General features: G+C 71.8%; 10 protein-coding genes. 4 read left to right on the top strand and 6 right to left on the bottom strand.

Annotation, left to right across the window (positions count from 1 at the left end):
* Nucleotides 1-47 precede the first annotated feature (47 nt).
* From PZB75_RS10530 to PZB75_RS10520, 3 genes are all read right to left on the bottom strand, one after another.
* Nucleotides 48-1805: an LCP family protein gene (locus PZB75_RS10530; protein WP_275535041.1), complete on the bottom strand. Its 1758-nt coding sequence runs from the start codon at nt 1803-1805 to the stop codon at nt 48-50.
* A 221-nt stretch (nt 1806-2026) separates the two neighbouring features.
* Nucleotides 2027-3658 carry an LCP family protein gene (locus PZB75_RS10525; RefSeq protein WP_275535040.1) on the bottom strand — a complete coding sequence of 544 codons (1632 nt, stop codon included), beginning with the start codon at nt 3656-3658 and terminating at the stop codon, nt 2027-2029.
* Between the two features lie 180 nt (nt 3659-3838).
* Nucleotides 3839-4591 carry a TIGR03089 family protein gene (locus PZB75_RS10520; RefSeq protein ID WP_275535039.1) on the bottom strand — a complete coding sequence of 251 codons (753 nt, stop codon included), beginning with the start codon at nt 4589-4591 and terminating at the stop codon, nt 3839-3841.
* A 138-nt stretch (nt 4592-4729) separates the two neighbouring features.
* On the opposite strand from PZB75_RS10520, the gene PZB75_RS10515 reads away from it, so the two are divergent.
* The 3 genes from PZB75_RS10515 (at nt 4730) to PZB75_RS10505 (ending at nt 8899) form a co-directional block, all read left to right on the top strand.
* Nucleotides 4730-6415: a peptidoglycan recognition protein gene (locus PZB75_RS10515; protein ID WP_275535038.1), complete on the top strand. Its 1686-nt coding sequence runs from the start codon at nt 4730-4732 to the stop codon at nt 6413-6415.
* An 86-nt stretch (nt 6416-6501) separates the two neighbouring features.
* Nucleotides 6502-7593 (top strand): NDP-sugar synthase, encoded by a 1092-nt coding sequence (locus PZB75_RS10510; protein WP_275535037.1) that lies wholly within the window; start codon nt 6502-6504, stop codon nt 7591-7593.
* A 220-nt stretch (nt 7594-7813) separates the two neighbouring features.
* The gene (locus PZB75_RS10505) at nt 7814-8899 is read left to right on the top strand and encodes a DNA-3-methyladenine glycosylase 2 family protein (protein ID WP_275535036.1); all 1086 of its coding nucleotides are present in this window, start codon (nt 7814-7816) and stop codon (nt 8897-8899) included.
* 103 nt (nt 8900-9002) lie between these two features.
* Here PZB75_RS10505 and PZB75_RS10500 read toward each other — a convergent pair whose 3' ends face one another.
* The 3 genes from PZB75_RS10500 to PZB75_RS10490 all read right to left on the bottom strand — a co-directional run bounded on the left by PZB75_RS10500 (nt 9003) and on the right by PZB75_RS10490 (nt 11921).
* A complete protein-coding gene (locus tag PZB75_RS10500) occupies nt 9003-10352 on the bottom strand; it encodes a coenzyme F420-0:L-glutamate ligase (protein ID WP_275538657.1) in 1350 nt (449 codons plus the stop codon).
* Between the two features lie 98 nt (nt 10353-10450).
* The gene (gene cofD, locus PZB75_RS10495) at nt 10451-11407 is read right to left on the bottom strand and encodes a 2-phospho-L-lactate transferase (RefSeq protein WP_275535035.1); all 957 of its coding nucleotides are present in this window, start codon (nt 11405-11407) and stop codon (nt 10451-10453) included.
* Between the two features lie 13 nt (nt 11408-11420).
* On the bottom strand, nt 11421-11921 hold the full coding sequence (locus PZB75_RS10490; protein WP_275535034.1) for a cysteine dioxygenase family protein: 501 nt from the start codon (nt 11919-11921) through the stop codon (nt 11421-11423).
* A gap of 786 nt (nt 11922-12707) precedes the next feature.
* On the opposite strand from PZB75_RS10490, the gene PZB75_RS10485 reads away from it, so the two are divergent.
* Nucleotides 12708-12971 (top strand): WhiB family transcriptional regulator, encoded by a 264-nt coding sequence (locus PZB75_RS10485; RefSeq protein ID WP_017945871.1) that lies wholly within the window; start codon nt 12708-12710, stop codon nt 12969-12971.
* Nucleotides 12972-13533: the final 562 nt, after the last annotated feature.

Here is a 13533-nt window from a genome sequence, read left to right as displayed (position 1 = left end):
GGACCCCCCTGCTGTTCAGACCGTGTGTACGGCGCGGTGACGGGTCGTCACTTCGCGCACTCCGCCTTGTCGGCGCTTGCCTTCTGGATGTCCTTCGGCGCCGTCTTCGGGCCGGTGATGGGCACGCCCGCGCCCTTGAAGTCCGCCCCCAGGGTCAGCACCATCGGCTGAAGCTCCTCCGCGTCCGTGCCGCTCTGCTTGAGGGCCGTGGCGGGCAGTCCCATCATGTCGGCGAGCGCGCGGGCCTGGTCGGCCTGGTTCGGCGCGTACGCCAGCGTCGTCGTGGGGGACTTCGTGGGAGCGTTGGCCTTGTTCGTCGACTTCGGGACGCCCTTGTCGTTCTGCAGCCAGCTGACCGTCTGCTGCGCGCCTCCCGGCACGTTCCCGCCGTTCAGGACGTCGACCCGGACCTCGCCGGGCTGGGCGCGGGGCCCGGTGAGGACCGCCTGCTGCTTGCTCTTGGCGGTCCTCTCCTTCTCCTTCACCTCGGTCAGCGAGGTGTCCTCGCGCATCATCGCGAACAGCGGCTCGGACCTGCCCTTGTCGAGGACCACCGTGGCGGCGACCCTCTCGGCCGGGTTGTCGACCACCGGCACTGTGACGAAGGTGATGTTCTCCGTGTTGACCTTGCCGAGTTCCTGGGCGAGCGACGTCAGCTTCTTGACCGAGCCGATCCCGGAGTCCACCGTGAGCGCCTTGGTCGCCGCGTCCGCCAGCTTGTACAGCTTCGGGGGACTGGAGAGGGTGTCGTCCGACTTCATCTGCCGGATCATCGAGCCGATGAACTGCTGCTGCACCTTGATGCGGTCGAGGTCGCTCTCGTTGCCGAAGCTGTGCCGGGTGCGGACGAACGCGAGCGCGTCCTCGCCCATGATCCGGTGCTCGCCCGCCGGCAGATCCAGGTGCGAGTCCTTGTCCTTGACGGCCTTGGTGAGACAGACCTTGACGCCCCCGACGGCGGTGGACAGCTCCTTCACGGCGTTGAAGTCGACCATCATGAAGTGGTCGACCTGGAGGCCGGTGATCTCCTTGACGGTCCGCATGGTGCAACCCGGGTCGCGGCCCGACTGGCCGAGGCTCACGTTGAAACGGATGTTCGCGGTGCCCGGGACGACCTTCTCCGAACCGTCCGACTGCTTGGTGGTGCAGTCCGGGATGTCGGTGATCAGGTCGCGCGGGATGCTCAGCGCCGTCGCGTTGGAGCGGTCCTCGGAGACGTGGAAGAGGATGTTGGTGTCGGCGTGGCCCTCGCTGCCCTTGTCGCCGTAGCCCTCGTTCCCTTTGCCGGTCCGCTTGTCCGTGCCGATGATGAGGATGTTGAGGGGGCCGTCGGACAGGACGTCCTTGTTACCCGCGTCTCCGACGTCGACGGTGCTGAGGTTGCCGTTGAAGTGCTGGTACAGGGCGTAGGCCCCGGCCGAACCGGCGACGACCACGAAGGCCATCACCCCGCCCGTCCACAGCAGCGCCTTCTTCCTGCCCGACTTCTGCGGCCTGCGCTTGCGGCGGCCGGCGGCCGTCTCCGGCGTACGGGAATCCTTGCCCGGGTGGCGGCCACGCTGGCTCGGCACCTCGCGGCGCGGTCCGGCGGTCCGGCGCGCTCCGGCTCCGGTCTCGGCCGTGCGCGGGGTCGCTCTTCGTCCGCCGGGACGCGTACGGGACGTACCCGGAGAACCGGCGGCCGAGCCGCCCGACGCCCCACCGGAGTTGTCCAGTCGCAGCTCGTAATTACCGGTGTGCGGGTTGAGCACCCACTGGTCTGCGGGGTCGATGTCGTCCGCCCGCCCACGGCCTTGCGCATCCACGGTTGCTTGAGTCCTCCGTCGGTGCCACGCGAGACGCCTCCCCCGAAAGCGCTCGATCTCTCGATCCAGGAGTACGCGGCCAGATGGCCGGAAGCACCGGATCGCGTCACACTATCCGTCCAGTTCGGTGTACAACGACGCGCGTGACACATTCCACGCCGTTTACAACCGGGCATTCAGTGCATTCCGCGCTGAACGCCGATGGTGTCTTGGTAATTGCTTTACTGCTTGCACAGGTCGGTCGCGGCGTTGTTGCCCGAGTAGGTGGGTGCGGGGCTGGGGTCGCCGGAGGCCGTGGCGCCCGGTTTCCGGCCGTTCTCGCCGCCCTCCGTACCGCTCCCCGACGGGTTCTTCGAGTCGCCGTCCCGCTGCGAGTCCCTCTCCTTCCTGAACTGCTCGGCCGGAACCACCGCCACGGGTGCGTCCTCGCGCAACTGCTTGAACAGCCGCCCCGCGTCGGGTTCGACCAGCTCGTCCCGGTTCGGGTCCTGGGTGTACGGCTTCCGGGGCACGGTCAGGAACTGCACCTTGTCGGTCGGTACGTCCCGCATCCCGCGCACCAGGTCGTACAGGTCCTTCAGGGTGTTGAGCCCGGGATCGGTGGTGAGCGACTTGGTCGCCGCGTCCAGCACCGGGAAGAGGCGGGTCGGATTGAGCAGGACGCCGTTGCTCTGCATCTTGTTCACCAGCGCGCCGAGGAACTGCTGCTGGCGGTCCATCCGCTCGGTGTCGCTGCCGTCGCCGATGGACTTGCGGGCCCGTACGTATCCGAGGGCCTGCTCGCCGTTGAGCTTCTGGCGTCCGGCCGGGAGCTTGAGATGGGCGTCGTCGTCGTTGATCGGCTTCTTCAGGCAGACGTCGACACCGTCCACGGCATTCACCATGTCCTTGAAGCCGTTGAAGTCAACGACCATGTAATGGTCGATCCGAATGCCGGTCATGCCCTCGATCGTGCGGATCGTGCACGCGGTTCCCCCCATTTCGAAGGCCGAGTTGAACTGGGCGAATTGCTGGCGCGTGGACTTCCCGTCCTTTATGTGGCAGCTCGGGATGTGCGCCATCAGGTCGCGCGGGATGGACACCGCGGTGGCGCTCTTCCGGTCCGCGGCGATGTGCAGCAGGATCGTGGTGTCCGAGCGCTGGCTGCCGCCGTCGTCGCGTCCGTACTCCCGGTTGTCGCCGGACCGGGTGTCCGAGCCGATGAGCAGGATGTTCTCGGCGTCCAGCGCGACCTGCTTGGGACGTTCCTTCTCGTACACCTTGAGCTCGGCGGCGGTGCCCGTGTCGGTCTTGATGTTGGAGTCGAGCTTCCGGTACAGCCACCAGCCGGTGCCCGCCGCGGCGAGCACGACGAACGAGGCGCCGAGCGCGGTCCAGCGCAGCCAGTGACGTTTCGCCTTGGGTGCGGGACCGGCGGGACCGGCGGGACCGGTCGGCTCATCGGGTTCCGAGGGACCGGCGGGGTCGGTGGGGTCGGCCTGGTCGGCGTGGGTGACAGGTGTCGCCGGGCCGGCCGCGCCTGTCTCCGTACCGGTGTCCGCGCTCGCGTCCGTGCCGGTACCCGCTTCCGTACCCGCGTCGGCGTCCGTACCCGCGCCGGCTTCCGTATCCGCGTCGGCGTCCGTACCCGCGCCGGCTTCCGTATCCGCGTTGGCGTCCGTACCGGCGTCCGTACCCGCGCCGGTTTCCGTACCGGCCTCCGACGCGGGTGTGGCCTCGGGCTCGGGGCGTGACTCGTCCGCGCTCCGGCTCCGGCCGCCCTTCCTGCCGGTGCCCTCGCCGTCGGCACCGCCGTCTGCCTTCCCGGTGGCCGGGTGATCCGGGTCGGCCGGTGGGCCAGCACTGTCGGTCACGTCTGCGTCCATCCTTCACGTTCGGCGGCGCGCTGGGCCGCCGGTCGCAGGAGTAGACGGCTGAACCTCACGCTTGGTTGTGCCTGGTGTGGTCTGTACCGCGATCATGTACCGGAGTTGATGCTCAAGCCCGAGGGCTCGGCCCGCTGTGGGCCGTACGAGTGCCCCTCAGGGCGCTTGTCATACCGCCGTGTTGGTGACTCGCTCGCTCTCGACCCGCTTTTCGAGCCCGCTGTCGCCCAACTGTCCGAGATGTCGGCACAGCACCACGGAACCCCCGGCGGCCAGCGGAGCGAACAGTCCGGCGGACAGCCCCTCCCAGGAGTCGTACGTACGGCCGGTCAGCAGCCTCGATCCGGCGGACAGGCCCAGCCCGACGGCGTCCTCGCGGGCCCGCGCCACCAGGCGCGCGGCCGTCAGCTCCGTACCGCCGACGGCGAGCGCGGGCGCGTCCGGGTCCACCGGGGCGTACGGGGCGAAGCGGTCGCCCTGGCCCGGCACCTCGACCGCGTAGTCCGCGAACCCCTCGGGCGGCTGCGGGAACCGGCCGCCCAGCGGGCGCAGCGCCAGCGCGACCCGCTCGCCACGGCAGGCGCGCGCCGCGTCCAGCGTGTCGGGGCCGCTGACGACGAGATCGGCTGCGGCGGGATCGCCCTGTACGTCGGCGACGACACCGACCGAGGAGCACGCGAGCAGCCACACCGCGGACTGCCAGTGCGCGGGCAGCAGGAGGGCGAGCCGGTCGCCCGGCTCCGCGGCCAGGTCACCCTGGAGCAGATTGGCGGTCTTGGCCACCCAATTGGCGAAGGTGGCCACCGACAGTTCGACGCGTTCACCGGTCGCGTCGTCGTAGAAGGTGATGAGGGGGCGGGCCGGGTCCGCGGCGAGCGCGGATCGCAGCAGGTCGGCGGGGGTGCGATCACTGGCGTTCATCCGCGCAAGATTACGCGGCGAGGCGGGCGGGGGCGGGGCTCGCGGCGACGCGGGGGGCCGGTCCGACGGACGGCCCATCAGCTGACCGCGTATGTCTCGGGTGGCCGGACTTATGGGGGTATGTGAAGGATCATATGTATGCGAGCTCTTCTCACTACCTCAGTCGGCGTTGTGTGTGCGACAGCCCTCGCGTTTCCGTCGGCCGCGCCGGTCGACGCGGCCCCTGCCGCCACTCACCCGAGCGCCGCCCCCGCCCCAGCCATCGCCCCAGCCTCCGTCCCCGCCCCAGCCTCCGTTCCCGCCCTCGCTTCCGCACTCGCCCCGTCGCGAGGTGTTCCCCCGCGGGCCGTTTCGGCGCCGGCCCGTCCGAGGGCCGCCGCGACCGGTGCGCTCCCCGGCTCCACGCAGTCCCTTCCACTGGCCCCGCTCACCACCGCGAGCGACCGCGCCGCAGGCGTACCCGCGGAACAGGGCCTCCCCGGACCACGCACGGTCCGCCCCTTCTCCCTGGTCGGTGTCGTCTGGGACGACGTCAGGACCGAACTCCACGGCACCGTCCAGGTCCGCACCCGCGCCACCGGTGGCACCGCGTGGTCGGGCTGGCAGGATCTGGAGACGCACAACGCCGAACACTCCGCGGACCCCGGCACCGCCGAGGGCGACGCGAGCACGGTCCGGGGCTCGACCGCCCCGCTGTGGGTGGGCGACTCGGACGGTGTGGAGGTACGCGTACGACCGCAGGCCCCGGACCGGGCGGAGGAGCAAGGCCAGGACCAGGACCGGGACCGCGTCTCGGCCCAGGACCGGGGTGCGGCCGCCGCCCCCGTACCCCTGCCCGCCGGGCTGCGTCTGGAGCTCGTCGACCCGGGCGCGGACCCGGCGGTGGCCCCGGAGACGGAGACGGACGCGGGTGCGGAGGAGGAGACCGAGACGAACACGGAGGCAGGCTCGGACGCGGACCCGGAGGAAGGCACGAACGCGGCCTCGGAGGAAGACACGGACGCCGAGGCGGGCGCGCAGGCGGCCACCGCCCGATCCGTACCCGTCACCGGACCCGCCGAAGAGATCGCGGGCCGGAACGACGCCGGTCTCGCCGCCGCCATGGCCGCCGCCGCCAAGGTCAACGCGGGCCTCGCACCGCTCGGCGCCCCCGCCATCCCCGCACCCGGCAAAGCGGCGCCCGGGGCCGCGCCCGCCGCCGGGACCCGTACCCACCCCTTCATCGGACCTCGCCCACGGATCATCACCCGCAAGGGCTGGGGCGCCGACGAGAAGCTTCGCGAGCGCGCGTTCGGCTACACCAAGGCGGTCAAGGCGGCCTTCATCCACCACAGCGCCACGGGCAACAACTACCGCTGCTCACAGGCCCCCGCGCTGCTCCGCGGTATCTACCGCTACCACGTCAAGAGCAACGGCTGGCGCGACATCGGCTACAACTTCGCCGTCGACAAGTGCGGAAACATCTACGAAGGACGGGCCGGGGGAGTGGCCAAACCCGTCCTCGGGGCGCACACCCTCGGCTTCAACACCAACAGCATGGGCGTCGTGGTCCTCGGCACCTTCGGCTCCGCCAACCCGCCCGCCGCCGCGGTGAAGGCGGTGGAACGCCTCACCGCCTGGAAGCTCGGCCTGTACGGCGTCAACCCACGCGGCAAGGTGACGCTGGTGTCCGGCGGCGGGAACAAGTACAAGAAGGGCAGAAAGGTCACGCTCAACGCCATCTCCGGTCACCGGGACGGCTTCTCCACCGAATGCCCCGGCATCCGCCTCTACCGCAAGCTCGGCACGGCACGGGCCGGCTCGGCCCGCCTCCAGGGCCGCTGACCAGGGCGGCCTGGCGGGGGCGGGGGCGGACGGTCCGCATACACTGGCCTGCCGGCCCCGCCCCCGCAGGAAGCAGAGACAGTGCTGTGACAGTGGCAAGAGAAGCGATCCTGCTGGTCGGCGGCAAGGGCACCCGGCTGCGTCCACTCACCGTGCACACCCCGAAGCCGATGGTTCCGGCGGCGGGCGTCCCGTTCCTGACGCACCAGCTGGCACGGGCACGGGCGGCCGGCGTCGAGCACATCGTGCTCGCCACGTCCTATCTGGCGGAGGTCTTCGAGCCGTACTTCGGTGACGGCTCCTCACTCGGCCTGCACATCGAGTACGTCACCGAACGCGAGCCGCTGGGCACCGGAGGGGCGATCCGCAACGTGGCGTCCCGGCTGGCCTCGGGCCCGGACGAACCGGTTCTCATCTTCAACGGGGACATACTGACCGGCCTGGACATCCGGGCCCTGACCGCCTCGCACTCCTCCTCGGGCGCGGACGTCTCCCTCCACCTCACCCGGGTCGAGGACCCGCGCGCCTTCGGGCTGGTGCCGACGGACCCGACGGGCCGGGTCACCGCGTTCCTGGAGAAACCGCAGACCCCGGAGGAGATCGTCACCGACCAGATCAACGCGGGGGCGTACATCTTCCGCAGATCGGTCATCGACACCATCCCGGCGGGCCGCCCGGTCTCCGTGGAACGCGAGACGTTCCCCGGACTGCTCGCCTCCGGCGCACACCTCCAGGGGATGGTCGACTCCACGTACTGGCTCGACCTGGGGACTCCGCAGGCGTTCGTGCGCGGTTCCGCCGACCTGGTCATGGGCCGCGCGCCGTCACCGGCCGTCCCGGGGCGCTGCGGCGACCGGCTCGTCCTGCCGACGGCGTCCGTCGCGGACGACGCCAAGCTCACCGGCGGTACGGTCATCGGCGACGGCGCGCGCATCGGACAGGGGGCCCGGATCGAGGGCAGCGCGATCCTGGCCGACGCCGTCGTGGAGCCGGGCGCGGTGATCTCGGACTCCCTGGTCGGGGCGGGTGCCACGATCGGCAGCCGTACGGTGCTCAGGGGCGCGGTCATCGGCGACGGGGCGCGGATCGGCGCGGACAACGAGCTGCGCGACGGGGTACGGGTCTGGTGCGGAGCGGTCGTCGCGGACGCGTCGATCCGCTTCTCGTCCGACCAGTAGCGGGCGCCGGGCACCTGACGGGCGAACCGGGCGCCGAGGCACCCGGCGGGGAGGCGAGACGCGGGGACACCCGGCGGGCGGGCCGGGCGCCGGGACGGCCGGCGGTGGGCCGAGCGGTGGACGGGGCGGGGAACACCCGGCGGAAGAGGGGGCGGCGTCCGGAACGTCGCCCGTGCGCTTACCCTCGGAAGTCTCTCCCCGACTCTCAAGGACCCCCCCCGTGGCCGGACGCTTCGCCCCCCGTACGACACGAGCGACCGTGCCGCACCGGAACCACGCCGCCGATGCCCGTGACACCGCCTCGCCGGGACCGGGAGCGGGCCCGGCACCGGACACCGGGAACGATCCCGACCCGCACGCACCGAGGACGGCCGACCCCGCCGCACCCCTCACCCGGGCATGGACCCCGCCCCACCCGCTCGACCTGCGGCTCGTCCTGGGACCGTTGCGTCGGGGCCCCGCCGACCCGACCTACCGGGCGCTCCCGGACGGCTCCGTCTGGCGGGCCTCCCGCACCCCGGCCGGCCCCGGCACCCTCCGGCTCGTCGCGCGCGGCGACCGCGTCGAGGCGACGGCCTGGGGGCCGGGCGCCGCCTGGCTGCTGGACCGGCTCCCCACGCTCCTCGGCGCCGAGGACGACCCCGGCGCCTTCGTCCCGCGCCACCGGCTGCTCGCGCTGACCGAACGCCGACGCCAGGGCCTCCGGCTGCTGCGCACCGGACTGGTCCTGGAGTCGCTGATCCCGTCGATCCTGGAACAGAAGGTCACCACCGACGAGGCGTACCGTGCCTGGCGCCTCCTGCTCCGGACCCACGGCACCCCGGCGCCCGGCCCGTCGGACGCCGGATTCGGCAGGTCCGGCCTGTACGTGATGCCTGACGCGCGGACCTGGTCGCTGGTCCCGTCCTGGGAGTGGCACCGCGCGGGCGTCGACGCCAAGCGCTCCTCGACGGTCCTGCGCGCGGTCCGCGTGGCCCGTCGGCTGGAGGAGGCGGCCACGATGGAACTGCCCGAGGCGATGGCCCGTCTGCAGGCGGTGCAGGGCATCGGCCCCTGGACCGCGTCCGAGACCCTTCAGCGTTCGAACGGCGCCGCCGACGCGGTCTCGGTCGGCGACTACCACCTCCCCGGCATCGTCGGACACGCCCTCGCGGACAACCGTCACGCCGACGACGAGGAGATGCTGAGGCTGCTGAGCCCGTACGAGGGCCAGCGCCACCGGGCCACCCGGCTGATCCTGCTCTCGGGCCGGACGCCGCCGCGCCACGGTCCGCGCATGACACCGCGCGACATAGCCCGCCTCTGACCCGGCCCGGCGGACCCGACGGGGAAGAAGGCCGGAGGCCCGGACCACGCGACGCGACGCGATACCTCCGGGGCCCGTCCTCATCGCCCGCGCGGTCCGGTCCTCACCGCACGGTGACGAAGTCCTCCACGTCACGGGCCGGCCGGTCCCTCGGCGGCGCCGCCGGGCGTCCCACCGCCACGGCACCCAGCGGGTCCCACGACTCGGGCAGGTCCAGCGCCTCGCGGACCACCTCGCGGCAGAACATCGTCGACGACACCCACGCCGACCCGAGCCGTTCGCCCGCCAGCGCCACCAGGAAGTTCTGGATGCCCGCGCCCGCCGCGACCACGAACATCTCGCGCTCGGCGGTGTCCCTGCGCTCGTCGCCGTAGGTGTGCGAACCGTCCATCACCAGGCACGGCACCACCAGACAAGGAGCCCGGCGCAGCACCTCGCCCCGACGCACCCGCCTGGCGATCGACTCCTCGGTTCCGCCGTCCCGCCGCAGATCCGCGATCCACGCGTCCCGCATCGCGTCGAGCAGCCGGGTCCGTGTCTTTGCCGACTCCAGGAGGACGAACCTCCACGGCGTCGTGTGGTGCGGGGCCGGCGCCGTCACCGCGGCGGCCACCGCGCGTCGTACCGCACCCGGGTCCACCGGGTCGTCCGTGAACTCCCGCACCGTCCGCCGCTGGGTCACCGCCTCCCGTACCGCCTCCGACGTGCCGAGGCGGAACATGTCGTCCGCCGCGCCCCGCACCAGCGCCCGCGCGCCGTCCGCCGCGGCGCCGTCCTCCGCCACCACGTGCGCCAGTCCCCGGACCACCGCCACCGGCAGTCCGGTGGCCTTGCCCTTCACCAGGTCACCGGCCGAGGCCAGTTCGTCGGCGGTGGCGACGACCGTCGCGCTCAGCGGATTGCCGTACGCGTCGGTCCCGCCACGCAGATCGTCCAGCACCCGCACCCCGGCCGCGCCGATCGCGACATCGGTCAGCCCGGTGCGCCAGGGACGGCCGAAGGTGTCCGTGACGACGACCCCGACGCGTACCCCGAGCGCGTCCCGCAGGCCGTCCCGGATCGCCCGCGCCGACGCGTCCGGGTCCTCGGGCAGCAACAGGACCGTCCCGGCGGGGGTGTTCGACGCGTCGACCCCGGCGGCGGCCATGACCAGACCCTGCCGGTTCTCCACGATCCGCAGCGTGCCGCGCCGGGCGACCACCCGGACCGTCTCGGCGTCGATCGCCGCCTCACGGTCCGTGGCCTCGACGATCCGGCCCTCCGCCTTGGAGACGATCTTGGAGGTGACGAGCAGGACGTCCCCGTCGGCCAGCCCGGGTCGGGTCGCGGCGATCAGCTCCGCGAGATCGTCCCCGGCCCGCACCTCGGGCATCCCGCCCAACGCCCACACCCGGTACGAGGGCCCGCCCCCGCCGTCACCTCCGGTCACGGCCCCGGTCCCCGGCCCGGCCATGGCCCCGTCCCCGGTCAGGGCCCCGGCCCCGACGGTGACGCTCCCGCTTCCGGAACCCGGGTCCGTTCCGGCGGCCGCCCCACCCGCTGCCGCCGCACTCATGCCCGTACCTCCTCGGCGAGCGTCAGCGCCTGCCGGGCCATCTCGGCGGTCGCGGCCACGTCCGTCATCATCAGCGGCACCGCGCGGCAGCGGATGCCCGCGCTCTCCACCTCGTCGACCACCCCGGCGTCCACGGTGTCGACCAGCCATCCGTCGAGCAGCCCCGATCCGTAGTGCCGGGCGACCGCGGCGGCCGTCGACTCGACGCCCACCGCCGCGAGGACCTTGTCCGCCATGCCCCGCACGGGCGCGTCCCCGACGATCGGGGAGAGTCCCACGACGGGCACCCCGGCCTCGGCGATCACCTCGCGGATGCCGGGCACGGCGAGGATCGTGCCCACCGACACGACCGGGTTGGACGGCGGGAAGAGGATGACGTCGGCCTCGCCGATGGCCTCCAGCACCCCCGGCGCCGGCTCGGACCGCTCCGCGCCGACCGGCACGATCGCCCGCGCGGGCACGGAGGCCCGCAGCTTCACCCAGTACTCCTGGAAGTGGATCGCCTTGCTCTCGCCGTCCAGGTCGACCGCCACGTGCGTCTCGATCCGGTCGTCGGACATCGGCAGCAGCCGGACCCCCGGCTTCCAGCGGGCGCAGAGCGCCTCCGTGACCGCGCTCAGCGGATAACCCGCGCCGAGCATCTGCGTACGGACGATGTGTGTCGCGAAATCACGGTCGCCGAGCCCGAACCACTCCGGCCCCACGCCGTACTCCGCGAGCTCCGTCTTCACCTGGAAGCTCTCGTCGGTACGCCCCCAGCCCTGTTCCTCGTTGATGCCACCGCCGAGGGTGTACATCACCGTGTCGAGATCGGGACAGACCTTCAGCCCGAACAGATGGATGTCGTCACCGGTGTTGCCGATCACCGTGATGTCCGCGTCCGGCGCCGCCCGCTTGAGGCCACGAAGAAAACGAGCACCGCCGATACCGCCGGCCAGAACCACAATGCGCATACGGAGCAGTTTGTCAGGCGGGTACGACATCGCGGGCGGCCGGGGCGCACCGCGCCGCGTGCATCGGCATTTCGGTCAACCCCGGGTGGTAGACGTGCAGACTGACGGCCGGTTCGAGCGAATCGTTGACCACTTCGTGGACGTATCCGGGGGCGAAGACCCGCTGCCCGCCGGTCCGCAGCAGCCGGGTCCCGCGCTCGGTGCGCTCGGTCAACTCGCCCTGTAGCACGGTCAGTACACCGGACGAGCGGCCGTGGTCGTGCGAGCCGCTGCCCTGTCCGGGAACCCAGCTCAGCAGCCACACCTCGTAGCCGGGGCCGGTGCGCAGCCGGTGGTACCAGCGGCCGGCCGTGTCGTAGCGGACGAGGGGCGCCCACCGCGCGCGGTCGGCGGCGACGGCGCGGGCGAGCCCGGCGAACTCGGCCACGGTCGACGGGTGCTCGCGGGCGGGCCGGAGGAGGTGCTGGACCTCAAGGATGTCGCCTGCGATCTGGAGATCGCTGTCATTGTTCATGGCTGCGGTGCGTCCTCGGCGGGAGAGGTGAGGTACGGGTGGGGGTGCGGAGACCAGGTACCGGATACCGGGGCGCCGTCGGAGCCGGTAGGCCACCGGACGGCGAGCGGGGGGCGGGAAGCGGCTGAGACCTGGTGCCCGGAACTGCGGCCGTAGGCGGGTCGGTGCGCGGACCGGAGCTTGTGGAGAAGCGGCGGAGGCGGGACCGGGGCGCTACGGAATCAACAGCTGGGACAGCAGGGACAGCTGAACGAGCCGGAACAGCAACAGCGGACCTGGACAGCGGAGCGGAACCCACAGACGTGGGCGGCGTACATCGCTGCGGTCACTGACATGCGGTCCAGGAGACCGGCTCGGCCGTCCGCCTGTCAACTCAATGCCCGATTTGGCCGATAATGTTTCACCTGTTCCGGTCGCCGGGGGCGGGGAGAGGTTTGCGTATCGGCTTCAGCGGAGACATGGCGCTTCAGTCATGCCGGTAAACACCGGTCTCCGTGACCGGGCTGTGATCCATGTCGCTTCGGTGATCGAATCGAAACATCGCCGCGGCCCCGGGAGTCTCACTTGGTGAGGCTTGTGATCACGGAGGGGCCTGTGGCATATGTCAGGTTTTTGGCTATATGAATACTTACCGCATACCCTTGGTTCCGCAGAGTGAATACTGGGCCCAATAGCAGATCTCGGCTTGACTGGCACGGAGATACACACTTGTAATTTCACTCGTGTCGTTCGGTCGATCAGTAACGACCGCATCACGGGGACGCAAGAGACAGACGAGGGGCGCACATGACCGAGCTGTTCCAGCAACTGCTGGTCGAGGACGCGGACGAGGAGCTCGGCTGGCAGGAGCGCGCGCTCTGCGCCCAGACCGACCCCGAGTCCTTCTTCCCCGAAAAGGGCGGGTCCACCCGCGAGGCGAAGAAGGTCTGCCTGGCGTGCGAGGTCCGTTCCGAATGCCTTGAGTACGCGCTGGCCAACGACGAGCGGTTCGGAATCTGGGGCGGACTCTCCGAGCGGGAGCGCCGCCGCCTGAAGAAGGCCGCCGTCTGAGCGGTACGGGAAGACGGACAGCGGGACCCAGGGTCTCTCCCGCGGATCACGCGGGGCTCGCGGGACCCGGCACCGCTCCTTGAGCCGGCCTGATCCAGAACGAAGGACCCCAGGCGTCCGGCCCCGCTCCGCGCTCGACGGCCGGGACGGAACGACCTGTGACGGCCCGCCGCCCGCGCGCTCAGCGACGCGGGCGGCGGGCCGTCGTCATGATGTCCGCCTGTCCGCTCCGCGTCTGCCCGGCCGATGTCTGTCCGGTCCATGTCTGTCCGACGCGCGTCTGTCCGGCGCGCGCCCGTCGGTTCGTGCGTCTGCCGGTTCGTACGCCCGTCGGCTCGTACGCAGTCGGTCCGGGCGCCCGGCCGGGCCGGTGCGGGTCACGGCCCGCGTGACCGGTGACCCGGCCGCTCCTCCGCCTCGTCGGCTCCCCGCCCCTGGTCCGGCCCTTCGAGCCCTCTGTTCAAACGCTCGGCGCCGCTCCTCCGGTCCGTACCGTTAGTGTGGGGCCCCGTCCGAGACGCGCCAATGCCCAGACGGAGCGCGCGTGTACACCGATGCAGCC

The sequence above is a fragment of the Streptomyces sp. AM 4-1-1 genome, assembly GCF_029167625.1.
Classification (GTDB): Bacteria; Actinomycetota; Actinomycetes; order Streptomycetales; family Streptomycetaceae; genus Streptomyces.
The sequence above is the reverse complement of the archived record's forward strand: the minus strand, read 5'-3'. Positions and strand labels throughout refer to the sequence as shown.

Coding starts and splice junctions, on each gene's coding strand:
- PZB75_RS10490 (WP_275535034.1), bottom strand. CDS start 11,921: ATGAACAATGACAGCGATCTCCAGATCGCAGGCGACATCCTTGAGGTC.
- PZB75_RS10515 (WP_275535038.1), top strand. CDS start 4,730: ATGCGAGCTCTTCTCACTACCTCAGTCGGCGTTGTGTGTGCGACAGCC.
- PZB75_RS10500 (WP_275538657.1), bottom strand. CDS start 10,352: ATGGCCGGGCCGGGGACCGGGGCCGTGACCGGAGGTGACGGCGGGGGC.
- cofD (WP_275535035.1), bottom strand. CDS start 11,407: ATGCGCATTGTGGTTCTGGCCGGCGGTATCGGCGGTGCTCGTTTTCTT.
- PZB75_RS10485 (WP_017945871.1), top strand. CDS start 12,708: ATGACCGAGCTGTTCCAGCAACTGCTGGTCGAGGACGCGGACGAGGAG.
- PZB75_RS10520 (WP_275535039.1), bottom strand. CDS start 4,591: ATGAACGCCAGTGATCGCACCCCCGCCGACCTGCTGCGATCCGCGCTC.